22 protein-coding genes and 1 pseudogene are annotated in these 26482 nt (G+C 60.0%); 1 reads left to right on the top strand and 22 read right to left on the bottom strand.

The features are described 5' to 3' along the window. From PA598K_RS33110 to PA598K_RS33025, 18 genes and pseudogenes are all read right to left on the bottom strand, one after another. The coding region (locus tag PA598K_RS33110) for a glycoside hydrolase family 55 protein (protein WP_221414200.1) at positions 1 to 645 on the bottom strand (645 nt) is incomplete at its 3' end. A gap of 358 nt (positions 646 to 1003) precedes the next feature. Beyond that, positions 1004 to 2032, bottom strand: coding sequence for a Gfo/Idh/MocA family protein (locus tag PA598K_RS33105; protein ID WP_128661013.1), 1029 nt, complete (start codon positions 2030 to 2032; stop codon positions 1004 to 1006). Beyond that, the gene (locus PA598K_RS33100; protein WP_128661012.1) at positions 2029 to 3051 is read right to left on the bottom strand and encodes a Gfo/Idh/MocA family protein; all 1023 of its coding nucleotides are present in this window, start codon (positions 3049 to 3051) and stop codon (positions 2029 to 2031) included. Before PA598K_RS33100 ends, PA598K_RS33105 begins: the two co-directional genes overlap by 4 nt. Before the next feature lie 14 nt (positions 3052 to 3065). After that, positions 3066 to 4430: an ABC transporter substrate-binding protein gene (locus PA598K_RS33095; RefSeq protein WP_128661011.1), complete on the bottom strand. Its 1365-nt coding sequence runs from the start codon at positions 4428 to 4430 to the stop codon at positions 3066 to 3068. 116 nt (positions 4431 to 4546) lie between these two features. After that, complete coding sequence (locus tag PA598K_RS33090; protein WP_128661010.1) at positions 4547 to 6160, bottom strand: helix-turn-helix domain-containing protein; 1614 nt, start codon at positions 6158 to 6160, stop codon at positions 4547 to 4549. Continuing rightward, entirely contained in the window at positions 6153 to 7934 is a 1782-nt protein-coding gene (locus tag PA598K_RS33085) for a cache domain-containing sensor histidine kinase (RefSeq protein WP_128661009.1), read from the bottom strand. Before PA598K_RS33085 ends, PA598K_RS33090 begins: the two co-directional genes overlap by 8 nt. 14 nt (positions 7935 to 7948) lie before the next feature. Further along, positions 7949 to 8794, bottom strand: a complete 846-nt coding sequence (locus PA598K_RS33080; protein WP_260405738.1) for a carbohydrate ABC transporter permease — start codon at positions 8792 to 8794, stop codon at positions 7949 to 7951. Positions 8795 to 8831: 37 nt separating this feature from the next. After that, positions 8832 to 9752, bottom strand: coding sequence for a carbohydrate ABC transporter permease (locus PA598K_RS33075; RefSeq protein ID WP_128661008.1), 921 nt, complete (start codon positions 9750 to 9752; stop codon positions 8832 to 8834). Positions 9753 to 9943: 191 nt separating this feature from the next. Beyond that, entirely contained in the window at positions 9944 to 10669 is a 726-nt protein-coding gene (locus tag PA598K_RS33070) for a gamma-glutamyl-gamma-aminobutyrate hydrolase family protein (protein WP_128661007.1), read from the bottom strand. 154 nt (positions 10670 to 10823) lie between these two features. Further along, the gene (locus tag PA598K_RS33065; RefSeq protein ID WP_128661006.1) at positions 10824 to 13622 is read right to left on the bottom strand and encodes a glycoside hydrolase family 3 C-terminal domain-containing protein; all 2799 of its coding nucleotides are present in this window, start codon (positions 13620 to 13622) and stop codon (positions 10824 to 10826) included. A gap of 130 nt (positions 13623 to 13752) precedes the next feature. Beyond that, positions 13753 to 14160, bottom strand: coding sequence for an NUDIX hydrolase (locus PA598K_RS33060; RefSeq protein ID WP_128661005.1), 408 nt, complete (start codon positions 14158 to 14160; stop codon positions 13753 to 13755). Positions 14161 to 14198: 38 nt separating this feature from the next. Next, on the bottom strand, positions 14199 to 14699 hold the full coding sequence (locus PA598K_RS33055) for a DUF4188 domain-containing protein (protein ID WP_128661004.1): 501 nt from the start codon (positions 14697 to 14699) through the stop codon (positions 14199 to 14201). A gap of 15 nt (positions 14700 to 14714) precedes the next feature. Next, the gene (locus PA598K_RS33050; RefSeq protein WP_128661003.1) at positions 14715 to 15350 is read right to left on the bottom strand and encodes a TetR/AcrR family transcriptional regulator; all 636 of its coding nucleotides are present in this window, start codon (positions 15348 to 15350) and stop codon (positions 14715 to 14717) included. Positions 15351 to 15443: 93 nt separating this feature from the next. Then, positions 15444 to 16934 (bottom strand): DUF5605 domain-containing protein, encoded by a 1491-nt coding sequence (locus PA598K_RS33045; RefSeq protein WP_128661002.1) that lies wholly within the window; start codon positions 16932 to 16934, stop codon positions 15444 to 15446. Positions 16935 to 17151: 217 nt separating this feature from the next. Continuing rightward, a complete protein-coding gene (locus PA598K_RS33040; RefSeq protein WP_260405739.1) occupies positions 17152 to 17217 on the bottom strand; it encodes a hypothetical protein in 66 nt (21 codons plus the stop codon). A 25-nt stretch (positions 17218 to 17242) separates the two neighbouring features. Continuing rightward, positions 17243 to 17449 (bottom strand): annotated as a pseudogene (locus tag PA598K_RS33035) (SDR family NAD(P)-dependent oxidoreductase); the annotation flags it as partial. A gap of 97 nt (positions 17450 to 17546) precedes the next feature. Next, the gene (locus PA598K_RS33030; protein WP_185602376.1) at positions 17547 to 18587 is read right to left on the bottom strand and encodes a 2,3-butanediol dehydrogenase; all 1041 of its coding nucleotides are present in this window, start codon (positions 18585 to 18587) and stop codon (positions 17547 to 17549) included. 74 nt (positions 18588 to 18661) lie between these two features. Beyond that, complete coding sequence (locus tag PA598K_RS33025; protein WP_260405737.1) at positions 18662 to 19576, bottom strand: LysR family transcriptional regulator; 915 nt, start codon at positions 19574 to 19576, stop codon at positions 18662 to 18664. A 102-nt stretch (positions 19577 to 19678) separates the two neighbouring features. Here PA598K_RS33025 and PA598K_RS33020 point away from each other — a divergent pair, with 102 nt between their 5' ends. Next, complete coding sequence (locus PA598K_RS33020; RefSeq protein ID WP_128660999.1) at positions 19679 to 20962, top strand: adenylosuccinate synthase; 1284 nt, start codon at positions 19679 to 19681, stop codon at positions 20960 to 20962. Here PA598K_RS33020 and PA598K_RS33015 read toward each other — a convergent pair. The 4 genes from PA598K_RS33015 to PA598K_RS33000 form a co-directional block, all read right to left on the bottom strand. Continuing rightward, positions 20959 to 21477 (bottom strand): hypothetical protein, encoded by a 519-nt coding sequence (locus tag PA598K_RS33015; RefSeq protein ID WP_128660998.1) that lies wholly within the window; start codon positions 21475 to 21477, stop codon positions 20959 to 20961. The genes PA598K_RS33020 and PA598K_RS33015 overlap by 4 nt on opposite strands. 730 nt (positions 21478 to 22207) lie before the next feature. Continuing rightward, positions 22208 to 23278 carry a glycosyltransferase family 4 protein gene (locus PA598K_RS33010; RefSeq protein WP_128660997.1) on the bottom strand — a complete coding sequence of 357 codons (1071 nt, stop codon included), beginning with the start codon at positions 23276 to 23278 and terminating at the stop codon, positions 22208 to 22210. A gap of 6 nt (positions 23279 to 23284) precedes the next feature. Beyond that, entirely contained in the window at positions 23285 to 25174 is a 1890-nt protein-coding gene (locus PA598K_RS33005) for a PQQ-binding-like beta-propeller repeat protein (RefSeq protein ID WP_128660996.1), read from the bottom strand. Further along, the gene (locus tag PA598K_RS33000) at positions 25161 to 26390 is read right to left on the bottom strand and encodes a zinc-dependent alcohol dehydrogenase (protein WP_260405736.1); all 1230 of its coding nucleotides are present in this window, start codon (positions 26388 to 26390) and stop codon (positions 25161 to 25163) included. The genes PA598K_RS33005 and PA598K_RS33000 overlap by 14 nt, the downstream gene beginning before the upstream one ends. Positions 26391 to 26482: the final 92 nt, after the last annotated feature.

The raw sequence follows: 26482 nt of genomic DNA, 5'->3' as shown, positions 1-26482 counted from the left end.
CCGTCTCGTGGGCTCGGAGATGTGTATAAGAGACAGCCCAATCACCTTAACCCCCCCGCCCATCCGATAATAGGCCCCACTATTGCCGAACATTATATCCTTCAAGTAGGTTCTCCACACATTGTTGAATTCCATCAGAATCCCGCTAGCGTTATCTTCTGAATATTGAAAGCCAAGGTCTCGAATTGTCGTGTGGTTGACGACATTGCCGGTGCTGTCTTGCACAACCAGCAGATTGGCTGCACCATTCGTACCCACAATCGTTGTATCGGCGTTGTTCATGCCGGCGAGTACCATTTTGCCTACGGTAATACTCAAACTTCCATTCACATAATACGTGCCACTTGGAAAATAAACCGTTCCGCCGCCATTGCTCTGCGCCTGGTTAATACAGGTCTGAATGGCTGCACGGTCATCGATAGTGTCGGAGCCGTCTGCGCCGCATTCCTCCACATTGTAGACACCATTAACCACACCAACAGTTGTACCTGCGGCATTCACGACCGATCGCTGCTCGTTATCCAAATGTGGATTATCCTTAATGTTGCTGGACATCATGAATCCCGGCTTCTGCTGGCAGGCCGTCAACAATAAGACGGATACGGCTAGTACTGCAATCGTAAGTTTCCATTTTTTACGGTTCATCGTATCTCTCCTCGCACATTTTTTATCAAGCCCGAACGTATAAACCCGCGCATGGTTATCCAGGACTTTGCGGGATGGAGTCGGTACCAACAGACGTACTTCCTATACTCGAAATGGCCTCACCTCCCCGCGATTTCACTTGGTTATCCCCTTCCGGGTAGCGCTTTCATTTGACCGCGTTTTTTATATGCCTATTATAAGATTGGCCGCCGAAAACCGTCTTTAGCTTAAATCATGGTTTTTTGTTAAAAACGATGATGCTGGAATGAAACAAAAAGGAAGGTTTAAGAAACCAGTCCAAACTGGCTTCTTAAACCTTCCCACTGCCAAGCTTACTTCAGGACACCAACTTCCCCCGTCAAACGAGCTCGATCGTCCGGCCGGTCCGCGACGACTCGTAGGTTGCCCAGATCAGCTCCAGCGCCTGGACGCCGTCTTCGCCGGTGATGCCCGGCGAGCGCCGCTCCAGCACGGCCAGCGCCATATCGCGGATGAGCAGGCGATGTCCGTCCGGCAGCACCTGGAACGGCTCGAAGGCCGGCACCTGCACATCCTCGCCGCGGATATGCAGCCGAGTAATCGTATCCTCGGTCAGAATCGCCGAGCCGTGCTCGCCCTGGATCTCGATGCGCTGCGGCTGCTCGGGGCTGGCGGTAGTCGTCATCACCATCGTGCCCATGCCGCCGCTGCGCAGACCGAGTACCGCCACTGCCGTATCCTCGACCTCGATGTCGCGCTGCAGCGCCGCCGCGCGTCCATAGACGCTCGAGACGCCGCCGACGAGCCATTGCAGCAGGTCGATCCAGTGAATGCCCTGGTTCATCATCGCGCCGCCGCCGTCCATCGACCAAGTGCCACGCCAGCCGGCGCTGTCGTAATAGGCCTGGCTACGAGAGATCTTCATATTGGCCTCGACGAGCGTGATGCGGCCGAGCGCGCCCTTGGCGATCTGCTCACGCAGATACTGTGCCGCCGGCGACACCCGTCTGGGGAATACCGTCGATAGCAGCACGCCCTGCTCGCGACAGACAGCGATCATCTCGGCGACGCTGTCCCGGTCGATGCCGATCGGCTTCTCGCAGAGCACATGCTTGCCAGCGCGGGCCGCCGCCATCGTCTGCTCGTGGTGCAGGCCGCTCGGCGTGCAGATGCTGACGACGTCGATCGCAGGGTCGGCCAGCATCTCCTCATAGCTAACGTAGAAGCGCGCGCCATACCGCTGGGCGAAGGCTTCGCCTCGCTCCGTCATATGATCGCATACGGCGACCAGCGACGTCTCCTCATTGGCGACGATGCCCTGCGCATGGATGTCGGCGATGACGCCGCAGCCGACGATGGCGAATCGGACCGTGCGATTGGTCTGGTCGATTACAGATCCGACCGTCATCGGCGCTCCCCTCCCTCGCCTGCGGTATCTACATATCGTACCTCGCGATCGGCCTGGACGACCGCTTCATGGGCCGCGAGGATGTCCTGGTGCGTCAGTTGCCCCTCTTCGCCCGCACACCGCCGCATGAAGTCTTGGGTGATCGATACCGGCGGCAACTGCAGCTCCACCGGTCCCCAGCTCCGCACATCGCTGACCAGCAGCAGCAACGGCGCTCCATCCGTGCCAGGCTCGCCGCTCAGCCGCAGCTCGGCGAAGCCGCGCGTCCCGGTTACGAAGATCCGGCCGTCGCCCCACGTCCAGCTCTGCTCCGGCGTATGCCAGTCTGCATAGAGCTGGGCGACCCGTCCGTCGCTGAGCGTCGCTTGCACCTGGACCGTGTTGTAGAATGTCGGATGCTCCGGCAGCACGCTCTTGCCGACGACGCCGGCGCTCGCTTCGACGTCTGCGCCCATCAGCCAGTGCAGCAGGTCATAGTCATGGATCAGCAGATCGATGAGGATGCCCCCGCAGAGCGCTTTGTCAAAAAACCAGTCCGGCCGCGAAGCGGCATTCAAGCGATGCGGCTTGCGCATGCCGATCGTCACGAGCTCGCCCAGCTCGCCGGCGTCGATCAGCTGCTTTAGCGTGTAGATCGCGGGATGATACCGCTCTGTCAGCAGCATGCCGACCTCGATCCGGCCGCGATCGATTACTGCGCGCAGCCGCTCCAGACCTCCGGCATTGACGATCGCCGGCTTGTCGACCATGATCGACTTGCCATGCTGCTCGCACAGCTCGATGATCGCGATCTTCTCGCTGTTGATCGCCGAGCTGCCGATGATCGCGATGTCCGGCGCCAGCAGGCGATCCACGGTATCGAGGACCGGGCAGCCATAGGTCTCGGCGATTCGCTCGGCGAGCCCCCGATCGCCTGACTCGTAGATGCCGGCGCAGCGATGGCCGAGCCGTCCCATCTCCTCCATGAAGATCTCGATATGTGCATGCTGGCAGCCGATGATCCCATATTGCATCGTCATAGTTTTGTCCCTCATTAATTATTGTTTTTGGCAAAAATCTTGTTTGCTTCTGTCCGGAACTCGGCCACGACCTCGTCTGTCGTCGCTACGCCGAATTGATGCTTTTGCACGACCTGCTCGAACAACGCCGTCACCTCGCCCGCGCCCTTCGGACCGGCATCGTACAGCGATGGCTCGCTGGCGGTCACATGCTCGAGCATCGCGATCATCTTCTTGTCGCGGTCGGTATACTTCGGCTCGAGGAAGGTGCGGATCTGCTTGTTCTCCGGCAAGCCGCGCTCCGTCTCGAGCACATCGGCCGCCTCCTCGCTGTTGACCAGGAAGTCGATGAGCATCGCCGCTTCCTCGGGATGCTTGGACTGGGACGCCGCCGAGAAGAACATCGCCGTCTGCAGCACGCTGCCGGTCTTCTCCGCATGCGGGTAGGCGATCAGGTCGACATTTTCGGTCATGACGCTCTCATAAGCAGGGAACGCCGCCACCCATGTCGGGCCATACATCGCTACTTGCCCCTTCAGCAGCGCATCCTTGTTCGGATCGGCATTGCTGAGCGGCAGCGCCGCCGTCGTCACATTGGCCGGCGTCGCGAGTCCGTCGGCGCGCGCCTGCGCCCACATCTCCAGCCAGGACTTCAGATTGTCGTCGTTGTAGCCTAGCTCATTGCCGCTATACAGCTGATCGCCCTTGGAGAACAGATAATACATGAATGCTTCCAGCGACGAGGAAGCGTCGAATACGCCGTACACATCGCCAAGCTTGGCCCGCAGCTCGCCCGACTTGGCGAACAGCTCCTCCCACGTCGAATCGATAGCCGGCGGCTCGATGCCCGCTTGCTTGAACATCTCCTTGTTGATCAGCATGACCGAGGCGTTGTCGGCGGCCGGGATGCCGGTCAGCTTGCCTGCGACCGTTCCCTGGTTGGCGATCACATCCGGGTTGAGCTGATCGATCGACAGCGCGCTGCCGACATACGGATTCAGATCGTTCAGGACGTTGCGCTCGGAGTACTCCTTGATGTAGAGGATACTCATCTGCATGACGTCCGGCGCGTTTTTGGCTGCGACCTGGGTCGACAGCTTCTCCCAGTAGCCGTCCCAGGAGGAGTATTCCGGCACGACCTTGATCTGCGGATATTTGGTCTGGAACCGCTCGATCGCCTGCAGCGTCCGATCATGACGGCCCTGACTGCCCCACCAGGCGAAGCGCAGCTCGACTTGCTCTTGCCCGGCCGGCTTGTTCGCTCCTTCTCCTGTATCTGTCCCCTGGGATGGCGCATTGCCCCCCGTGTTGCTGCCGCACCCGGCCAGCATCGCCGCGATCAAGGCAGCGGAGAGGACCCCCTTGGCTTGTCTCATCGAGAAGACCTTTTGTCTGCTCACATCCACCACTCCTCTTGAGGTTTGTCTTGCTAGCTATAATGTAAAGAAAACAGGGGGGCATGAATAGCAGACAAATCTACAAAAAGTATTCGTATTTTACAGAAACTCCACTGCCGCTAACTATATTCGGACGGCGACTTCCCCGTATACTTCTTGAATTGCTGGCTGAAATAGGCGTTGTTTTTGTAGCCGACCCGGATCGCCACCTCATAGAGCTTGTACTTGCCGGAGAGCATCATCTCCTTGGCCTTCTCCATTCGGACGCGCGTAATATAGCTGTTGTAGTTTTCTCCCGTCACTTCCTTGAACAGCTGCGAGAGATAATTGCGCGTCAGATACACCTTCTCGGCGATATCGTCGAGCGTCAGCTCCTCGCTGTAGTGCTCCTGAACATAACGCTTCATGAAATCGACCGTCTTCTGATGCTTGTGCCGCCCGCGCGCGGCAAGCGCCGCTCCGGCGCTCGTCGTCAGCTCGCCGACATAGTCGAGGTAATCGTGCACATGGTGGATGCGCTCCAGATCCTCGTGCCAGTGCGTCGGCATCGGGATATCCTCGAGCTGGATGCCCTTTTCGTACAGCGCCACGGTCAGCATCCCGATCAGTTCGACGATAGCATTCCTGAGGCTCTGTACGGTCAGCCCTTCATGCTGCCCCAGACTGCGTCCGAGCTCCTCCACCTGCCGCTCCGCCAGCTCGAGCTGGCCGTCGACCAGATGCCGCACCAGACGCTGGTAGTCCTCCGTCAGCCGTGGCAGCTCCATAGAGGCGGCTCCGCTCGCTGCGTCGTCCTTGGCCTCGTCGGTGAGCCAGTACCGGTCGATATATTTGCGGCCGGCGATCAGATCGACCGTCTTGGCATACGCCGCCGCCAGCTCATGGATGCTGTACACAGGCTGGCTCGCAGCCGCCCACACCTCCAGCTTAAGATAGGTCTTGATCTGCTCGGTATATTGCCCGATGACATACTTGACCCGCTGCAGCAGCGTGCTCGGCCGCAGATGGCGAGGCATGCAGACGATTAGCGCTACCATATGGGGAGCGAGGTCGGCCAGCAGCACCTCCTTGCTCGCCTGCGACATTTCCTCGATCATATTGCCGACCGCATAGCTGTAGATCGCCAGATCGCTGCGCTTCACCTGCGGACGGCTGCGGGGGATGCCATACTCGAGCAGGACAACGGTGAACACCTGGTCCTCGAAGGAGAGACCGAGCTGGCGGCAAGCCTTCTCGAAAAATGGCGATTGGGTAAAATGACTCTCCAGCATCCCCTTGAGCAGCAGCTTGCGCGTCATCGGCTGATGCAGCTCCCACAGCTCTCGCAGCTCCTGCTCCGCCTCGGCGTCCTGTTGCACGGTCTGAATGCGGGCGGAGACGGACGCCAGCACCGCTTCGATCTCCATAAGCGAGGCGGGCTTGGACAGATAGTCGGCGACGCGCAGCTTGACCGCAGACTGGGCATACTTGAAGTCCTCGTAGCCGCTCAGGATGATGACCTCGGCCTCATTGCCGTCCGCCCGCAGCTGGCGGAGCATCTCGATGCCGTCCATGACCGGCATGTAGATATCCGTCAGGATGAGCTGAGGCGCATGGCGCTCGATCAGCTCCAGTCCCTCCCTGCCGTTGCAGCCCGTCCCGCATAGCTCAATATTGTATCGCTGCCACGGTACCGATGCGCTCAGCCCGTCCAGCGTCGTCAGATCGTCGTCGATGATGATCGCCCTAATCATGGTCGCTCTCCTCTCCTTCCTGTAGACGTCTGTCGTCGCCCGACTCCCTGACGAGCGGCAGGGTCAGCGTCACGACCGTCGATACATTCGGCTCGCTCTGGATATCGAGCCCGTACTGCGGGCCATAATAGAGCCGTATCCGCTCGCGCACATTATGCAAGCCATGCTGCGACGAGGAGTCGCGCCGATTGTCCGGAGAGAAGCCGTAGCCGTTGTCCTGCACCGACAGCTTCATCAGCTCGCCCTGCTGCCGCCCGGTGATGACGATACGCCCCTCGCGGCGCGAGTGAAAGCCGTGGATGATCGCATTCTCCACCAGCGGCTGCAGTGTAATCTTCGGGATCGCATAAGGCTGCAGCGACTCGTCGATGTCGATGCGGAAGTCGATCCTGCCCTTGCAGCGGATCTTCTGCAGCTCGACATAACAGCCCAGATGCTCCGCCTCCGCCGCCACTGTGATGAATGCCTTGCCGCTGGAGAGGCCGATGCGCATCATCTTGCCGAGCAATGAGAGCATATGGCTGATCTCGGTCGCGCCGATCGAGATGGCATGCCAGTTCATCGTATCGAGCGTATTGTACAGGAAATGCGGGTTCATCTGCTCCTGCAGCACCTTCAGCTCGGCCTCACGCTTCTGCTGGTTCTCCAAGTTTACTTGCCGGATCAGACCCTCGATCTCGTCCGCCATCGTGTTGAAGTGCTGGTTCAGGTAGCCGAATTCATTCTCGTATTCATTGGCCACCCGGCTGTCCATCTTGCCGCCCTTCAGCTTGGCCATGACGCGCACGAGCCGGCGGATCGGCACGGCGAACTGTCCGGCCAACAGCCAGGCCATGCCGATCGCCAGCAGCACGCACAGCACGATGGTGAGTACGATCGTCTGCTGGATCTGGCGGCTGCCCTCGGTGATGCGATCCCACGGGATGCGGTCCATGACGACCCACTGGGTGCGCGGCTGCTCGCGCCAGATGAGCAGCTGCTTGCCATCCTCATGCACCGTCACCCGATGGTCGACGGAGCGATCCTGCAGCGTGGTGGCCAGATCACTCCGGATCGTCTCATAATCCGGCGCCTCTGCACCCGCAGGATGCGCCTCGACGATCAGTCGCTGGCGGGCGTCGACGACATAGCGGCTGCCGTCGACGGCATCGGCGGAGATCAGCTCGTTCATCGAGGCGAGCTTCATATTGAAGACGAGGATGCCCAGCTCCTTGCCCGAAGCCGACCATACCTTGCGATAATACGAGATGACGGGCTCCGGCATCGACAGGTAGTCGCCGACCTCCAGCGCATGCGTGCCGAGCCAGGCCGCGTCCGTATGCTCGATCTCGGGATAGGTCGGCGAATGGTCGATGAAGGCGCGGGAGAAGATGCCGTTGGCGCCGCGATAGACGTTGCCGGTGCTGTTGTTCGCATAGAGCTGGACCGAGTGGATCGCATGCTTCACATAGCTGTAGCGGCTCAGCAGATCGATCACCTCGTCATTTTGGCGAATCCGGTCAAAGGACTGCTCCGGCTCCTCCAGATACTGCCGGATCGTCGGATTGCTCGCGACGACAAGCGCGTCGTACTCGATGGCCTGGAGCTGGTAATCGATCTGCTTGTTGATCTCGCCGAGCAGCAGAACGCGGGAAGAGATCGTCTCATCGACGACCTCTCGGGTAGTAATATAGTAACTGGTCGCGCCGAGCAGCGCGATCAGGACAGCGGATATGGCGATGAAGGAGATGAAGAGCGTGACGGGCAAGGAATATTTTTTGAACGGATTTTTCATCGCAGCCTCCTGCCTTACTTGATTCCCGTGGTAGCAATTCCTTCGACGAAGTATCTCTGGGCAAAGGCAAAGAGCAAAAAACAAGGAACAATCGACAACAACGCCATCGCATACATCGCGCCCCAGGTGACGGCCGAGGAGTTGTCCAGGAACAGCCGCAGCGCCAGCGGCACCGTATACTTGGCTGTATCGGTCAAGTATAGCATCTGGGCGAGGAAGTCGTCCCATGTCCAGATGAAGCAGAACAGCGCCGTCGTCACCAGTGCAGGCACGCAGAGCGGCAGGACGATCCGGAAGGCGATGCCGACCATCGAGCAGCCGTCGATCTTGGCCGACTCATCGAGATCCCTTGGGATGCCCCGGATGAACTGGATGAGCAGGAAGACGAAGAATGGGCTGACCGCCAAAAAATGCGGCACGATAATCGGCAGCGACGTGCCGATCCAATCAAACGATTGAAACAAAATGTACTGCGGCACCAGCGTCACCTGCGTCGGCAGCATCAGCGTCAGCATGAGAATCGCAAACCAGAACGAGCGCAGCGGGAACACAATCCGCGCAAACCCGAAGGCGACAATCGCGCTCGAGAGCACGGTGCCGATGACGGAGACGCCAGCGATGAAAAAGGAATTGAAGAAAAAGTGGCCGAACGTAAAGCCGGGAATCGCTTGCCAGCCATCGGCAAAGTTGGCCCAGCGCCAGGTCTCGGGGAACAATCGCATACTCGTCATCGCATCGTTGGACTTGACCGAGCTGCCCGCCAGCCACAGGATCGGATAGATCATGAGCAGACTGCCGAGGGCAAGCACCAGGTAGCGCCACCCGAGCTGTATTTTCTCGTTCATTGAAATTCCACGCATCGCTCTCAAACTCCTCTCTTGACCATAAGCTTTGCCGCTAGTTTTCATAATGCACCCACCGTCTCGAGGTCGCAAACAGCAGCACGGTCAGCGCTGCGATCATGAGCAGCAGTATCCATGCGAGCGCGCTCGCATACCCCATGTCGAAGAAAACGAACGCCTTCTCATATAGATACAGCGCATAGACGAGCGTCGAATCGATCGGCCCGCCCTTCGTGACGACGAAGGCTTGGGTGAACATCTGAAAGCTGTTGATCGTCTGCATGATCAGATTGAACAGGATCATCGGCGTCAGCAGCGGCAGCGTCATCTTGAAGAAGATCCGCACCTTGCCCGCGCCATCGACCGAGGCCGCCTCGTACAGATCGCGCGGGATCTGCTTGAGCCCCGCCAGGAAGATGACCATCGCCGAGCCGAACTGCCAGATCGAGAGCGCGATCAGCGTGGACAGTGCCGTGCTCGGCTGGTTGATCCAGTCTACCGGGATGACGCCGAACCAGGACAACACCCGATTGATCGCGCCGTCGAGGCCGAACAGGTTGCGCCAGATCGCAGCGATCGCTACGCTGCCGCCGATCAGCGAGGGCAGGTAGAAGATCGCCCGGAACATCGACATGCCCCGGATCGACTGGAACAGCAGCATCGCGACGAGCAGCGCAAAGGCGAGCTTGAGCGGGACCGAGAACAGGACGTACGTAAACGTCACCTTCAGCGCCTGCGTGAACGTCTTGTCCTGGGTCAGGATCTCCTGGTAGTTGCCGAGCCCGATCCAGTGGGGCGTCTCCAGCAGATGATAGTTGGTCAAGGACAAGTAGATGGATTGCAGCATAGGCCACAAGGTGAGCGCCAGCAGTCCGATCAGCCAGGGAGAGATGAACAGATATCCCCAATAGCTATCCTTGATGGCGCCGAGATTGAGAGCCCGCGAGCCCCGCTTTGGTTTTGATGCAGCGAACATAATTATCATTCCTCCTGTGCCAACCGTTTAAACGATAGGTTCATTGTAGAAGGAATAACGGCCCGACCATAGCAGGGAAATCTATAATTTCTTATGCATTTATACAGAGTTCAAGCGGGAACTAAGAATGACAAAAAGACCGCAGCGCCTGGATAGCTGCGATCAATCATTGGCCTGGCAAGATGCAATTATCAATCATACGCTCCATAAGATTGGGAACAGACAGAGATAAAGTAGCGAAAAAGCGCCAGACTGGCCGGATCGGTCGCATAGCTGAACTCCGGGTGCCACTGGACGGCGAACAGACAACGATGGCCCGGCAGATCGACCGCTTCGATCAGTCCGTCGTCGGCAACTGCTGCCGCTCGCAGACGCGGAGCCAGCTCCTTGATGCCCTGATGGTGATAGCTGTTGACGGCAAGTCTGGTACGGCCCAGGATGCCCGTGAGCAGACTATCCGCGCTCAGCTCCACCTCATGCATCGGTCGGGCATAGGGAGGCGTCTGCTGATGACCTATCGCGCTATCGCGCTGGGTCGGGAGATCCTGATAGAGCGTCCCGCCGAGCAGCACATTGAAGAGCTGCAGTCCCCGGCAGATGCCCAACGCCGGGATATCGCGCTTCATCACATGCTCGAAGAGGGCATGCTCCAGCTGGTCCCTCGCCTCGCACCGCTCCCCGCATGCAGAGTCAGCCGCTTCGCCATACAGACGGGGATCGACATCGTGACCGCCCGTGAACAGGAAGCCGTCGAAGCTGTCAGCCAGTCTGGCGATATCGGAGCTATCTGACGCCATCGGCAGCATGACCGGGATCCCCCCGGCCGCCTCGATTGCTTGCATATAGCCGGGCAGCATCCAGTAGCTGTCTCTGGCAGCGTCATATAACGGCAATACGCCGATCATCGGTTTCCTCAAATCAGGTTCCCTCTCTTCTCATCCATTACGTATACACCAATTATACCGCCGTCTGGGCTCCGCCTCCCATTCACTTTTCCGACTATACTTTGCATTCAGAGACAGCAAAGCCCGAGGCTGCGCCCCGGGCCTTGTACATAGCTTGATAGCTTGCTTATCCTTGCGCCTTGAACGCGATCCACTCGAGCTCGAGGCCCGGCTTGACGACGTCGAGACGCAGCTCGTAGAGTCCAGGCTCCAGTACGACCTTGCCGAGACGCTGCTGGATCCAGCGCCCCTCGGTGCCGCTCGTCTGGATGGTCGTCAGCAGCTCGCCGTTCAGATACACATTGCACGCGCATTGCGCCCAGCGGAGTCCTGCCGACATCACCTTGACGACGATCCGATACGTCCCGGCTTCGTCGACCTGAACGTACACAGGCGCGGATACCGATGCCCGTACTTGGCCTTCGTCCGCCAATGTCTGCACGTCGGCTACAGTGGCAGCTGCAGCCGACTGGACTGCCTTGAACAACGGCGCTTGCTCCTCGGTGCGCGGCTCGCGGGCAGATACCGGCGCCGCCAGGATGAAGCGGCAGATGTTCATCGCCGCGCGCTGCAGCTCGGCCCGCGTCACCGCCCCGCTCGCCAGTCCGGCGATCGTGTTGTCGTCCATGACGTTGAACTGGGCACCGTAGTTTTGCACGACCATGTACAGATCGTTCTGAGCCCGCACCATCGCTGCCGTGTTCCGCTCATCATGCTGACCGCCGAGCACCGGATCGTTCATCTTGGCCCACCAGTCCGTCATGACGATGCCGGTGAAGCCCCATTCGCCGCGCAGGATCGTCGTGTTCAGATCGTAATTGGAGGCCGACCAGTGCCCGTTGATCGGGTTGTAAGCCGTCATGATGCAGTTGGCGCCGCCGTCCTTGACCGCGAGCTCGAAGCCCTTCAGATAGATCTCACGCACCGCCCGCTCGGAGACGACAGCATCGACGAAGTGGCGTTGGTGCTCCTGGTTGTTGCAGGCATAGTGCTTCAGCGTGGCATTGGAGCCGCCTCTCATAATGCCGCGCACCGAAGCGCTTGCCATCACACCGGTGATGAGCGGGTCCTCGGAGAAGTATTCGAAGTTGCGTCCATTAAGCGGATGGCGACGAATGTTCATGCCCGGGCCAAGCAGCGCATCGATCTGGCAGTCGAGCAGCTCCTGGCCTTCCATCACGTAGAGCGCCTCGATCAGCTCGACATCCCAGCTCGCCGCCAGCAGCGTGCCGATCGGCACCTGGGTCGCCAGGTGGCCGCTATCCATCCGAATCCCTGATGGACCGTCTGCTGTACAAGCGATCGGCACGCCATAATACTGCAGCTGCTCCGTCACGCCGCCGAACGCCGAAGCCGTGCCTGGCGTCACGAGCGGGCTGCTCATCCCCTCGCCGCGCACCAGCGCGGCCAGATCCTCATCGCCGAGCTGGGCGACGAAGCTCTCCAGACTTGTCCGACCCTCGCGCACATCCTGGAGCTTGTATCCCCGATCTCCGGTCGGCGTCAGCTCCTGCGGCATCCCTGCGCGGATCCGATCGGCCATCGACACCTGCCGCAACGGCACCTCCGCATAAGTCAGCTCATACGTGCCGTCCTCGCGGCGCGCTCCAGGCACGATCCGCGTGAACGCCTCGATCGGCGCCAACGCCTCGTCCAGCTGCCGGACCACCTGAAGCTCCGCAAGCGTATATCCTTCCTGTCCCTCTACAGCTACATGAGCCGCTGCGCGGACGCTATTGCCGACGTAGAGCCGATACACCCCGGCCTCGAGCACATAGGCGGAGCGATGGCCGGTATAGCCGCCATCGTCGTACGATGCCAGCGAGGCTACCGGGAATCGCACCGTCACCCGCTGCGACTCGCCGGGCTGCAGCTCACGCGTTTTCGCAAAGCCCGCGAGCGAGCGAGCCGGCTTGCCCAGCTTGCCTTGCGGCGCTTCGACGTATACCTGCACGACTTCTCGGCCGGCGTACACCTCGCCTGTATTGGTCACCGCCGCGCCAATCTCGATGAACTCCTGACCATCCTCCCGGACGATCCGAGCCTCCTCCGGCTCGACGACGAACGAGGTGTACGACAACCCGTAGCCAAACGGGTACTGTACCTTATCGGGACAGAACGTCTCAAAGTAGCGGTAGCCGACGTAGATGTCCTCCTGGTACACATTACGCGTCTCGCTGCCATAGTTGCCGGAGGCCGGATAATCCTCCAGCGCATAAGCGATCGTGTCGGTCAGCTTGCCGCTCGGCACGGCATCGCCCGCCAGCAGATCGGCGATTGCATTGCCGCCCTCCATCCCGCCCTGCCAGGCATAGATGACCGCCTGGATCGGATGGGCATGGCTCGCATCGGCCACCCAGCTCATGTCGATAATGTTGGATACGTTGAGGACGACGATCGTCTGACGGAAGCTGCCCGTCACCGCCTGCAGCATCGCCAGCTCCGCCTCGGTCAGCAGGTAGCTGCCGGGCTTGCCTGCATTGTCCTGGTCCTCGCCAGCCGTGCGGCCGATGACCACGATCGCCTTGTCCGCGCGCTCCGCTGCATCCCGGACTATGGCTTCGCCGAGCGGCATCTCCTGCTGATGCCATGGCTCGGCCGCCCAGCCGCCTCCGCCGTTGTCGAACGGATGCTCCTTGATCCATGCTTCATAGACAGCGGCCAACTGCTCGTCGACATGGAGATTGCGCTTGGCGCGCAAGCCGTTCAGCAGGTTGGTCGTATAAGGTACATTGACACTGCCGCCGGACCCTGTGCCGCTGCGATAGTAGTCGATCTGCGAGCGGCCGAACACGGCCACCCTTTCATTCGTGCGGATGGGCAGCGCCTGGCCTTCATTGAGGAGCAGCACAGCGCCCTCGGCCGCCGCCTTTCGGCTGAAGTCCGCAAAGGCTTGCGACGGGGCTTTTAACGTTAAGGTTTGCAAGGGATCGCCTCCGATAGAAATTCCAAGTTTCTACCATTATAGCTGTTCGAGAGGGCAGATTATATAATAGATTTTAAAGATCGGTGACGATTTGTTAAGTTGGCCTTATCCGTATATTGGGAATCTTTTGCTAGAACTCGACATAGAACGGCGTCTCTCCGATCTGCAGACAGGCTTCGATCCGTTGCCTGAAGTTAAGGAAGGTCACCATCTCCAGAGCTTGCTGGATCGGGAAATAGCCGCTCTCCAAACTCTCGCTCGTCGGGATCGGCGAACCGCCTACCGGCTTGGCGAGGAATAGCGCATTGCAGATGGAAGCCTCGACGTTTTGAAAAATGCCGCAGAAGCGTACAATCTCGATATCGACGCCGGACTCCTCCTTCGTCTCGCGGATCGCCGCCTTGCTCATCGCTTCTCCCTCCTCGACGACGCCGCCGGGCATCTCCCAGCCGCGCTCCGGTCCTCTAATCAGCAGAAGCTCCTCATGCTCGTTCACGACGATCGCCGCAGCAGAAACAAAGTGCTTGGCCTTGCTCATCTCTACACTTCCTTTCGTTAATGATGTTGACCTGGGGGTTACCCCATCCGTTCTTCGTCAGGCGACGAATTCGCCTCGAGACGCTGCCGGGCCGAGTCTGTGCGCGCCCCCACCGGCATATGGTGTCCTGCCTTCGCTAATCCGGTGACCGGCATATGGTTATAGACGCACTCGTAGTTCCCCTCCGGGACGAGATAAGACTCGTGAAAGACACCGACAGCGGGATTGGCATCCAGCTTCTGATGGAAGCTGCGCCAAGCCTTCAAATGTCGCTGTCCGTGCCGGGCATAATGCTCCAGCTGCTCCATGGACCGCCAATATTGGACCAGCGTAACCCCGCGCCAGCTGAGATGAAAGCTTGCATGAAGCAAGCCCAGATCCGGATCCTTGTATAACTCTTGAATCATCGGACTCATAGATGTCGCCACCGGCAGCCAGCGATGCACCGCCCGGAGCTTGTTGATCCGCATTCCGATGATGAAGACGACAAACGACCCGTCGATCCGGGCGGTATGTCTGCCCGCATAGATTGTTGCCATACCCCTTCCCCTCCCTTATGAACGTTCGATTAGTCGCAGATGCAGCTCGTAAAAGCCATAGATATCCGCAGATGCGAACTGCTGGGCCGTCAAAAACGAACCGTAGAAGATCGTGAACAACACCTTGACCGCTTCATCGACTGTCACCTCTGTCCGCAGCTTCCCCTCTTGCTCGGCCTCTTGCATCGCATGCAGAAAGACCAGGAACAGGTTAGGCGAGACTCTGCCCTGCTCCTCCTGTCCTGGAAACAGCAGCCGTACCTCCGCTTCGCTAAGCTCCGGCATGCGCGGATGCATCTTCATCTCCGACAGAAAGGAAATCAGACTCGGCATCATCCCCGGCCGATGCGCCGACTCCCTTGCTACCCCCTGCAGCAGATGGCGCACAACCTCGAACCCCCGCAGCCCTGCTCTGTCGATCGCGATGATCTGCTCGGTCAGCCACACCCGCATGTAGTAGATCAGCAGGTCCTCCTTCTTGGGATACAGCTTGAAGAATGTCACCTTGGACACCTCTGCTTGACGACAAATATCGTCGACCATAATTTCGTGAAACATACGATCTCCGATCAAGGACATGCCGGCCTCGTACAAAGCCAATTTGGTTTTTGCCTTCTTAATTTCGCGCAACGATAGATCTGCATTTATCATTTTATCAACTCCAGTAAATAAATTAACTCAAGTTAACTTAAATGTCAACAAAAAAACCGTCTCCGCCGTTTCAACGACAGGACGGTTTTTTATTTATCGGACGCGAATCAACCGAACAGCCATATATTGCTTGCCAGGCAGATCGATGCGGAAGTTGCCCTCAAACGTCTGGTCGAGTGTCCGCACCGTCATCCCCCACGTATCGATCACATCGACCTGATAGCGGACGCCGGGATCCAGCTTGAAGTGGCGATAGCTTGGCTGGTTGAAGCCAAAATAGTACAAGTAATACTCCCCTTCGATCCCTGCTCTGGGCACATCCCAATCGGACGGCAGCGGGTTCAGCCCATGCTCCGGCCCTTCCTCCAGAATCGTGCGCAGGAAGCCGATCCGCGCCGGACTGCTGCCGTGCAGCTGCCCGCCCTTGGACCACCAGAGGATGTCCTGCGGATGCAGATACGTCTCGCCGTGGCCGACATAGCCGCCGCGCACCGCGCCCTCCCAGAAGCGACGCACCATCTCCTCGCCGGTAATGTTGCCCCAGCCCCAGTCGATATTGCCTTCATAAGCACATTCATCGATAACGATCGGCTTGCGCCACTGCTGACGCCACTGGTCCGTATTCTCGGCGGTCCGGTACGCATCGACGCGCTGGACGCTGCAGTGGGTGATCCATGGCCGGGTATAGTCATAGAATGGGATGCAGTTGTGTATCGAGATCAGATGGTCATACGGATCATGGCTTGTGACGACCTCGGCGAAGCGCTCCCAATCGTCCGTCGTCTTGGCGCGCATCAGATCGTATTCATTGGCCAGCGACCACCATACATTGCGATAAGCGCTCAGACGCGCCGTAATATACCGCAAGTAGCGGTCGTCCGTCTCGGCGGACATCTTGTCGTAGCCCCAACGGTCATACGGATGGAACAGGATCAGGTCGGCCTCGATGCCAAGCGCCCGCAGGTCGGCGATCCGTCGCTCCAGGTGGCGGAAGAAAAGCGGGTTGAAACGCTCATAGTCCCACCCGTCCTCCATCGATCCCTCGAAGGCATGATAGGACGGCTCATTCGTATTGTATTGATAATATTTCGGAAATACGCACATCCGCAGCTTGTTAAACGGGCCATCCTGGAGCGTCGCCAACGTAGCCTCCTGCAGCTCCTCCTCCTGATGGGTCCACGCATAGCAGGTCGTCCCGATCGGGCGATACGGCGTGCCGTCCGCATAGGCAAAGTGATATTGATGCCGCACTCGCACCGGGCCATGATTGTCCCCGTTCGCAGGCAAGCAAGTGAAGGCTCCCTCGATCCCGTCCAGCTCGCTGTCGCTGCTGCGCGTCCGATAACGCCATACGCCCGGAACCGTCGGCATAAAACGGATGCGGTAGATTCCGTCCCCATCGTAAAAGCCGGAGGCCCCGACCTGCTCCCCGGCATCCGAGACAAACTCGGCAGCGAGCGTAACCTCTGTGAACGGGTTGCCCGCTTGCGTTCCTTCCAGCGTCAACTCAATATAGTCCCACTGCTCGACAGTAGTTGGCATGCGCCCTTGATCTGTACGGGAATGCTTCGGATTGGATGACATCGCGAACCTCCAATATGTAATAATAAAAGCTTGTTCGATTAAATATGAAAAGCCTAATACTAAATGAAAACCCTTTCCTGTATTATAAAACTATCACGATTTAGTCAATCAGTCAATTAAAATGAAGTTATCGTTTTAGTTGATTGAAACTAAAATGACCTTAAGCAAAAAAAACAAAAAACCAGGGCATCCCCTGGTTTCCCGAAACGGTCGTGGATTAATTGAAACCGCCATTGACGCGAATCGTCTGCCCTGTGATCCAGCGAGCTTTGTCACTGACCAGCAGCTCGATGGCATTCGCGATGTCAGACCTCGGTCGGTTTGCTTACGTCGCCTTGAACGGGGATCGCTGTGCCGCCAAATTCCTCAATGGCTTTGACAACCTCTTCCGCCTTCGATGGGTTGGAGGCGTAATTAACGACTACTTTGGCGCCTGACTGCGCCAATTGAATCGCCACTTGCCTTCCGATGCCCCGCGACGCCCCCGTAACGATTGCGACTTGCTCGTTCAACATATTCGGATCACTTATTCGGATCACTCCCTTGCTTTAATTAGCGTGAACAAACCGCCTGCTCTCGCGAACAGGCGGCTAGCACTATGGCTCGATTTAGTTACAGCTCCACCAAAATTTTGGCCTGACTCTTGTCTCTCAGCAGCAGCTCCAGTCCATCCTCGACGAGCCTAGGCAGCTCGATCTTCTTGGTGATGACAGGCTCGACATTTAGTCGTCCGGAAGCAATCATCGCGATAACCTCGGGGAAGACGTGACGATAAGCGAGCGATGCGGTAACTTTGAGCTCGCCGATCAGCAATTGGTTCACGTCCAGCGTGACAGGTTGTCCATAGGCTGCGATAACCATCAACTGACCGCCCTTCTTGAGCACGTTGAGCGCGCTGCTGAAGGTCGCCTGTACGCCTGCCGCCTCATAAGCGACATCGACGCCATTGGGGAATTGTGCGAATACCTGCTCCTCCACATTGGCTTCGGCGCTATTGATCGTCAGGCTGGCTCCGGCTTCGCGCGCCTTCTCGAGTCGCTCAGGCGAGATGTCGACGGCGATAATATCGGCAGCTCCAGCAGCCTTGGCACTGATGATCGTCAGCAGGCCGATCGGCCCCGCTCCGAAGACGATGACTGACTGTCCGGCCTTAAGATCGCTCGCCTTGACCGCTTGCAGCGTCACGGCCGTCGGCTCGACGAGCGCCCCTTCCTCCAGCGAGACCGCATCAGGCAGCTTGTGCGCCTGGGAGGCACGCACGACGGCATACTCCGCGAAGCCGCCGTCATCGTTCAAGCCGAGGAAGCCAAATGTGTTCGACAGATTGTATTTGCCCAGCTTGGCATAATAATCGTTGTCGGCGTAGATCAGCGGCTCGATGGCGACCCGATCGCCCACGGCCAGATCCGCAACGCCCTCCCCCGCTTCAACGACGGTACCCGCGAACTCGTGGCCAAGCGTCAGCGGGACCTGACGATTGCTGACGGGATGCGGCGTCATCGAGATGCCCATGCCATGATGGTAGGCGTGCAAGTCGCTGCCGCAGATGCCTGCCCAGGCGACCTTTACTTTGACATATCCCGGCTTGATCGCCGGCTCCTGGATATCCTCGATCCGCACATCCTTAGCACCATAGATCACTGCTGCTTTCATAGATACCCGCTCCATTCCTATCCTAGTTAGTGAGTGACGACGCTTACAGCTTACATTCTATCAGTCCGGCCCATTCAAATCCAATCTTCCTCGCCATCTGCCGCAGCCAATAACTGCTCGCTCAGATGACGCGCAGCCGCCGGCAGCGGCAGATGGCGCAACGTCGCGATCCCGATGTGACGAGCAGGTATCGGCGGATCGAGCGGGATCTCGACCAGCGAGCCGGCAGCCAGCTCCGCTCGCACATAATCCTTGACGATCACAGCCAGCCCGAATCCGCTCCGGGCGAAGCTCGACAACAGCTCGACGCTGCCCAGCTCGATCTCGGGCTTCAGCTCGACGCCATGTCCGCGAGCATAGGCATCCAGATAGCTGCGCGAGCTCGCCCCCTGCTCCAGCATCAATAGCGGCCAGTCGACGAGCTGCCGGACTGCCAATGGACGAGCCGCAAGCTCCGCATACCTCGGACCTCCGACCAGCACATCCTGTTGCTTCGCAGCCTTGACGAACGCGACGCTCTCGTCCTCGGCTGGCAGATGCACGATGCCAAAGTCGATCGAGCCGGCCTTTAGCAGAGCAATCGTCTCCGGCGATGTCCGGTTAGTCACCCGAATTCGCACGCCTGGATATTGCCGATTGAACGTCTCCAGCACCGGCAGCAGATAGTGCGCGCAGAGCGAGTCGCTCGCGCCGATCCGGACCTCGCCCGTTAGTAGATCCTGACGATCGGCCATCGTCTTCTCCCCCATCTCGATGAATCGCATCGCCTGATCGACATAATGGTATAGCGCCTCGCCGTCGCTCGTCAGGGTGACGCCGCGCGTCGTACGCACGAACAGCGTCGAGCCAAGCGAGGCTTCCAGATGCTTCAGCGTATGGCTGACTGCTGGCTGCGTAATGTTCAGTTGTCCAGCCGCCTGCGTCAGACTTCCCAGCTTCGCCGTCCAGTAGAATACCCGGTACCATTCCATATTATGCATCTCTGTCATTACCTCTCTTTATACCCAGCATTACGAAACGTCATTTTACGAATAACCACAACCCCAATATAATAAACGCTGTAAGGAAATTCAAGTTCGGGAGGGTCCAGCATGTCGGTAACGGTAATCGTCGGCGCCAACTGGGGCGATGAAGGCAAGGGTAAAATGACGGACGTCCTGGCGGCGCAAGCCGCTTATGTCGTGCGATATCAAGGGGGAAGCAATGCGGGGCACACGATCATTAACGATTATGGCAAGTTTGCGCTGCAAATGCTGCCCTCGGGCGTCTTCCGCCCCGAGGTGCACAATGTGATCGGTCCCGGGGTCGCGCTCGATGTCGAGACGTTGACGAGGGAGCTGCAGACGCTGCAGGAGCGCGGGGTCCCTGCGCCACGGCTGTCCATCGCCGAGCGGGCGCAGGTCGTGCTGCCGTATCATCGGCTGTTCGACCGCCTGGAGGAGGAACGGCTCGGCGACCGCAGCTTTGGCTCGACGCGCCGCGGCATCGCGCCATTCTACGCGGACAAATACGCCAAGCTGGGCATCCAAGCCGCTGACCTGTACGACGAGCGCCGGCTGCTGCAGCGCCTCGAGCAGGCGCTCGAGAGCAAGAACGTCCTGCTCGAGCAGCTCTACGGCCAAGAGCCGCTCTCGGCCGACCGCCTGGTGCCGGAGCTGATGACATGGGGGGAGCAGTTGCGTCCTTATCTCCGCGATACGACCGCCCTGCTGCACGAAGCGCAGCAGAGCGGAGCGACGATCCTGCTGGAGAGTCAGCTCGGCGCGCTCCGCGACCCGGACCACGGCATCTATCCCTTCTCGACCTCATCCTCGACACTGGCAGGCTTCGCTCCGGTCGGGGCCGGACTGCCGCCTTACGCTGTGACCGACATCCTCGCCGTGGTCAAGGCTTACTCCAGCTGCGTCGGGGCAGGCCCGTTCGTCGTCGAGCTGGCGGGCGCGGAGGCCGAAGAGCTGAGACGACGCGGCGGCGATGCCGGGGAGTACGGGGCCGTCACTGGCAGGCCGCGCAGAGTCGGCTGGTTCGATGCGGTAGCGACGCGCTACGGCTGCAAGATCCAGGGCGCTACCCAGGTCGCGCTGACCAACCTCGACGTGCTCAGCTACCTCGACCGCATCCCGGTCTGCACCGCTTATGAGCTGGCGGACGGTACGGTGACGGAGCAGTTCCCGGTGAGCGCCCGTCTGGAGCAGGCGCAGCCGCGCTACGAGTACCTCGACGGCTGGCGGACAGAGCTTGCCGATGCTCGAAGCTTCGACGAGCTGCCTGCAGCGGCTCAGCGGTATGTCGAGTTCATCGAAGCGCTGATCGGCGTCGTCGTTACCCATATCTCCGTAGGGCCGCGCCGCGATCAGATCATCCGCAGAGACTAGACTCCGCGCTGCAGCGGCACCTCGGCTCGTGTCTGGAACGGCTTGGACTTGCGCCATTCGACGGCGCCGACCAGCTCGATGCGCTCCCCGATTGTCTTGTCAAGACGAACCACATACGAGCGCGGGGTCGCGTCGTCCGTGCAAGCGCTGCTGCCGAGACTGAGATGGAGGATCAGCGTCTCGCCTTCGCCCTCCATCCCGAGTCCCTCGTATTTCAACGGACAGCTGCCCGATTCGACTAGTCCAAAGAAGTGGACCTCCTGCTCATCGAAGTCGACCCGTGGCAGCTCGTCCTCATAACCATAGCGCGCCCAAAGTCTGGCCATCTCCTCTTCGGTCGTTGCCGCCTCTGCCAATAATTGATCATGCACGCCCTCGGGCATCGTCTTCGCTGACTTCAGCAGTCGGGAAGATACCTCGTTATCGATCTTTGCTCCGCTGCAGCCTGTCAGCATGACGCTTGCTGTCATCGCGACGACAGTGAACTTGCGCCAGCTGTTTTGCAGTCTTGACATGCTATCACTCCTCTCCTTAAGGTCGCTTGCAGGCACCACGGGCATGATTGCTTCCCATTGGTACGCCTCGAAGAAACAGCGCCCCATCGAACCCTATTATATCTCTCTATTGGAAGATAAGGGTAGTACGTGATTGCTGCGATTACAGGGTTAACGGGTAACGTTCCGATCTGCGTTACGAGGAGAGGGGGCTTCTGATCGCTGTTGTCCGCGGATTGATTGATGATCTAACAGCAGAAGCTTTCGTAATCCGGGGACAAAGGCCGAATAGAGATAAATGCAAAAATGCCTTTATTTGTGACGAAATGGGGCAGAATCAGGTAAATAAATGCAAATTCGCACTTAATCGGAGTGAAATTCTCTCCTCATGTGCCGTTTTTCAAAAATAACTGCACTTTTGCATTAAAATTTCGTTTGCACCCACTTTGGGGTATAAATAAAGGTATTTTTGCAGTTGCGCGATGACAGGGATCGCTTTAGGATTGCTTAAACGCAGGCCACGCGTGGTGTATCGCGAACGGAGTGAGTCTCAGACGCGAGACCATGCAATGGCAATAGTAACAGTAGATCAGAATCGTGGTACTAGATTGTTCTTGCCCCAATTCGCAACGGCGTTGCTATATGTAGGAGATGTAATGAAGTAGGCATTCGCCAAAAAGATCGCCAACTGCGTGGACAAGCCAGCAGTCGGCGATCTTCTTATTGCGCCTTGATCATCGAGCAATCTTGGTTAATGGCGGTAGATCAGCCGCTCCAGAAGCGGCATATAGGAGCGGCCGACGCTCGCAATGCTGTATCGCTCTCGCGCCAGCCTCTCGCCCGATTCGGCCACCTGCTCGCGCAGCGCATCGTCAGCCAATAGACGAGCGACAGCAGCCGCACAGCCGTCGAGATCGCCGCCCGTATAGAGCCCGGCGCGCCGGTCATCGCCCAGCAGCTCCGGCAGCGCGCCCACCGCCGGAGCGACGACCGGGCAGCGGCAAGCCATCGCCTCGAGCACCGTCATCCCGAACGACTCGTTGGTGGTCGTGCTGACATACAGCCCGCCGCTGCGCGCGGTCTCCGAGTAGAGCCGGCTCATCGACTTGTAATCGATGGACGGCAGCCAGACGAGCGTATCCTCTCCCAGCTCGCGCTGCTTGGCCAGCAACCGTCGCTTGACCTCGTCAGGCGCCGTATGACCTCCGGCGAGGACGAAGCGCAGCTCGCCGCGCTCCTGCCGCAGCCGTTCGGCGAGCTGCATGAAGGCCTGCCAGTTTTTGTGATCATCGAGCTTGCCTACCCACAATATGAGTCGCTCGCCTGGTCGGGCTGCGACCGGCGAGTCGCCAGACGTCTCATAGCGGAACAACTCCGTATCGAGGCAATTGTCCACCTGATGCGCCAGCGGGATGCCGATGTCCTCGAGATATCGCTTCATATAATAGGAAGGCGTCAGCACATGCCGCGTCGGCAGCGACGGCCACTCGGCCTGCAGACGGCGCAGCGGCGCCTCGTAGGTCGTATGCACCTCGTGGATGACGGCCCCTTCGTAGTCTAACCCCGCCAGCGCCTCGTACAGCTCATAGGTGTCGATCGTGAGGAGGGCATCGAACGAACCAGCAGCGATGTATTCGCGGATCGCCTCCTCCGTCGGCAGGATCGCCGTATGCGGATACCCCTCGAACGCGCTCAGACCGCCATAGTCCCCCATGAAGCCAAAGTGCGGCTCGGCCGACTCTCGGAGGAACTTCAGCCGATTGGCCAGCTGTGTCGTACAGCCGCCCAGCACGCCATACTTGTACAGATAAAACAACTTCAACGCTTGTCACCCGCCTTCCTTGGCACTCAACGGCTCGACCCGGTGCAGCTCTGTCCCTCTCGCCGTATACAACGCGCCGGAAGCATCCGACGCCAGCAGCCTGACGCCCCGAGCAAGGATCGTCAGCTCCGCCTCGTCCGGATTATAATGAAACAACCGCCCCTCGGAGACGCCATACAGCCCGTCGGGACGATAGATCAGCTCGTCGCCGCCTCGCCAGAAGTGCGGCACCGTCGTCCAGTCCCGCGCTTCGATCTCGATGCGTCGCAGCGTCCGCCCGTCGCGCCGGTCGACCGCGAACAGCAGACCGCCGGTGAGTCCCCACACCTGTCCCTCGCCATCGACAGCAAGTGCCGAGATCGCCCGCGCGCCGGGCACAGGCACGACGCGCCATACCTCTAGCCTGGCGTCGGCATCCCAGCAGAGCAGCTCCGCCTCCGTTGCTTCGGGAGCGACGCCGAGCCCGCCCCATGCCGAGCCGCCTGCGTAGAGCGTCGTCCCCTGCACCGCCAGCGCGACCACGCTCTGGCAGGGTAGCAGATGCCGATGCGTCTCGCGCGCGCCCGTCTTCGGATCATAGAGCGTGATCGCGCCGCCATGCCTCCCATAAGCAGGCACCGTGCCGATCGCCAGCCGATCGCCAGCCCAGGCCATCACAAACGGACGGTCTTGCTCTTCTCCCTGCAACGAGAACAACAGCCTCGGGTTAACCTCGCTCTCCCACGGCAGCGCCGGGTCGTACGAATAGATCAACGCCTTGGGATACACGCCCAGATAGAGCAATCCGCCGCCTGCGAGCATGCCCTCGGTCTGGCCGATGCCCCGCCATGCCTGCAACGAATCGGCTCCCGCGTCATAGCGCGCCAGCCCGCCCGCGAAATAACCGCCGACATAGATCGCCTCGTCCGGGCCAGCCGTCATCGACTGCAGCATCACCGGCTGTCCCGGCAGCTCCAGCTCGCACACCTCATAGACGTCCTGCTCCGGATCATAGACCCAATAGCTGCCGCTGCGATAGACGCCGACCAGGCATGCGCCCGCCGGGTTCAGACGGTGACCGTGCAGCCAGCCGTAGTCACCCGCCGGCTCCGGCATCGGCAATGCCGTAGCCTGCAGCCGCCCTGTCGCCGCATCATAGCGCTGCAGCCGCCCGTCCTTGACGAAGTAGACGCAGCCCTGCGCGTCCGGCGGCGAGACGCTTAGTCCGCTGCACCCGTCCATACTCGCCGTCCAAGCCTCGCTGGCCAGATCATAGATCAACAGCCGGTTCGAGGGCGTCAAGCGGGCATATAGCTTGCCATCGGCAATATCGACGTCGTAGACGAGCTGATCATCCTCGCAGCCGGGCGGCAGCGGGAGCTCCCGCTTGTCGCCGGTGGTCGTATCGAGTGCGACCAGATGCGGCGAGCGGGTACCCGCCCCGACGTAGAGGATGCCTCCGTCAGCTGCCATCGCGCGGGCATATTGCTCGCCCTGCACGATCGCTCCGTAATCTCGGAATTCGCCGCGTGCAGGGTCATAGCGGAACACCTTGCCGCCGGGATAGATGCCGCCATAGACCATCCCCGTCTCGTCGGCGGCGAGACGCCACGTATACGTCTCGCCGGGGATGATCTCCCCGAGATGCTCGACGCCTCCCGCCTCCGAGTAGCGGTACAACACGCCGCTGCCGCCGATATAGACGCCGCTGGGAGCGGCGACGACGCCCCAGCTATGATCCGAGCCGACCAGCGGCAGGCTCGCCACGCACTCGCCAGCCAGCGGATCGAGGATATGGAGCATGCACGGCGCTCCCGAAGAGACGGCGTAGATGCGCGCTCCCGCACTGTCGGTCACGCAAGCCGAGGCCCACACCGCCAGCCCGCTCAGCGGCTCGCCGAGGCTATGCATGGCCATCGCTCATCCCCCGGACAGCCCGGACCGTCGCTCCTCTCGCCGATGCATCGCGGTTGTCCTCTGCCGCCGCTTCTCCCGCCGATGTACCGCCGCCGTCCTCTGCCGCCGCTCCTCTCGCCGACGTACCGCGCTCTTCCTCGTCGCTCTTCGCTCCTGCGGCTCGCTCGTCCGTTGCGCCGGCAGTCGCTGCCACGCTCGCCGCGGATTCGGCCGCCGCCCCGTACAGCAGCACCGTGCCGAGCAGGCTAGCCGGCGCTTCCGCATAGCGGCGGAACGCCGCCTCGCATTGCTCGGCAGGCAGCACATCGCTGATCAGCGGCTGAACGACCAGATCGCCCTCCGCGATCAGACGGATGTACTCGCCCATGTTGCGACCCTCCGTCCAGCGCACATAGCCGTACGGATAGTCTATGCCTTCGCGCTCGTAGCTCTCGTCGTAGCGTCCGGGGCCGCCAGCGCGCGAGATGAGCACCTGCGCTTCCTTGGTGAACATCAGATCGCGCGAGAACTCCGGCTTGATGTCGCCGACGAGCAGCACCTTGCCGCAGTCCCGCAGCCAGCGCAGCGACTGGTCGATCAGCTCGCCGTTCTTGCTGCTGGCGCAGATGATGACCGCGTCGGCGCCGTTGTCCTCCGACACCTCTGCCAGCAGCCGCCCCGCCTCTCCCGGATCGGCTGCTGTATGGCGGATGCCGAGACGACGAGCCATCTCGCAGCGCTCCGGCAGCAGATCGTAGACGACGACCCGCAGCCCGGAGCTGCGCCCGATCTGCGCGATCAGCTGGCCGAGGATGCCAGCGCCGATCAGCATCAGCGTCTCGCCGAATTGCAGCCCCGCCTGCCGCAACGCGTGGATGGCGATCGCTCCCAGCCCGACCGTCGACGCTTCGATGCTGCTCACCTGCTCGGGCACAGGCACGATCAGATGGCGCGGCATGTGCAGCCACTCCGCGTGCCGCGCATAGGGCGCACCGTAACAAGCGACGCGCTGACCGACGCGCCAGTCCTCCATCCCCCGACCGACCTCGCGGATGATGCCGGACGCGCTGTAGCCGAGCACGACCGGATCATTGCGATACAGGCCGTTCATCATCAGCTCGGTGCCCGGGCTGATCGCCGTACACTCCGTCTCCACGAGGACGAATCCGTCCTCCAGCGACGGCTTTTCGACCTCCGCCAGCCGTATATGTCCCTTATGGGATATGATTGCCTTCATCCGTATGTCTCCTTCCGACTGCGTAGGCCCTTCCTAGGGCGTGTTTGCAGACCCGCTCAGGGGCATCTTAGGCCGCCTTTCCGCCCCCTGCG

The organism is Paenibacillus sp. 598K (assembly GCF_003851045.1).
Classification (GTDB): domain Bacteria; phylum Bacillota; class Bacilli; order Paenibacillales; family Paenibacillaceae; genus Paenibacillus_D.
The sequence above is the reverse complement of the archived record's forward strand: the minus strand, read 5'-3'. Positions and strand labels throughout refer to the sequence as shown.

Excerpts from the sequence above, each read along its gene's own strand:
- PA598K_RS33105 (WP_128661013.1), bottom strand. The coding sequence starts at position 2,032 with ATGACGGTCGGATCTGTAATCGACCAGACCAATCGCACGGTCCGATTC.
- PA598K_RS33100 (WP_128661012.1), bottom strand. The coding sequence starts at position 3,051 with ATGACGATGCAATATGGGATCATCGGCTGCCAGCATGCACATATCGAG.
- PA598K_RS33090 (WP_128661010.1), bottom strand. The coding sequence starts at position 6,160 with ATGATTAGGGCGATCATCATCGACGACGATCTGACGACGCTGGACGGG.
- PA598K_RS33085 (WP_128661009.1), bottom strand. The coding sequence starts at position 7,934 with ATGAAAAATCCGTTCAAAAAATATTCCTTGCCCGTCACGCTCTTCATC.
- PA598K_RS33080 (WP_260405738.1), bottom strand. The coding sequence starts at position 8,794 with ATGCGTGGAATTTCAATGAACGAGAAAATACAGCTCGGGTGGCGCTAC.
- PA598K_RS33075 (WP_128661008.1), bottom strand. The coding sequence starts at position 9,752 with ATGTTCGCTGCATCAAAACCAAAGCGGGGCTCGCGGGCTCTCAATCTC.
- PA598K_RS33060 (WP_128661005.1), bottom strand. The coding sequence starts at position 14,160 with ATGAGCAAGGCCAAGCACTTTGTTTCTGCTGCGGCGATCGTCGTGAAC.
- PA598K_RS33055 (WP_128661004.1), bottom strand. The coding sequence starts at position 14,699 with ATGGCAACAATCTATGCGGGCAGACATACCGCCCGGATCGACGGGTCG.
- PA598K_RS33050 (WP_128661003.1), bottom strand. The coding sequence starts at position 15,350 with ATGATAAATGCAGATCTATCGTTGCGCGAAATTAAGAAGGCAAAAACC.
- PA598K_RS33045 (WP_128661002.1), bottom strand. The coding sequence starts at position 16,934 with ATGTCATCCAATCCGAAGCATTCCCGTACAGATCAAGGGCGCATGCCA.
- PA598K_RS33030 (WP_185602376.1), bottom strand. The coding sequence starts at position 18,587 with ATGAAAGCAGCAGTGATCTATGGTGCTAAGGATGTGCGGATCGAGGAT.
- PA598K_RS33025 (WP_260405737.1), bottom strand. The coding sequence starts at position 19,576 with ATGACAGAGATGCATAATATGGAATGGTACCGGGTATTCTACTGGACG.
- PA598K_RS33020 (WP_128660999.1), top strand. The coding sequence starts at position 19,679 with ATGTCGGTAACGGTAATCGTCGGCGCCAACTGGGGCGATGAAGGCAAG.
- PA598K_RS33015 (WP_128660998.1), bottom strand. The coding sequence starts at position 21,477 with ATGTCAAGACTGCAAAACAGCTGGCGCAAGTTCACTGTCGTCGCGATG.
- PA598K_RS33005 (WP_128660996.1), bottom strand. The coding sequence starts at position 25,174 with ATGGCCATGCATAGCCTCGGCGAGCCGCTGAGCGGGCTGGCGGTGTGG.
- PA598K_RS33000 (WP_260405736.1), bottom strand. The coding sequence starts at position 26,390 with ATGAAGGCAATCATATCCCATAAGGGACATATACGGCTGGCGGAGGTC.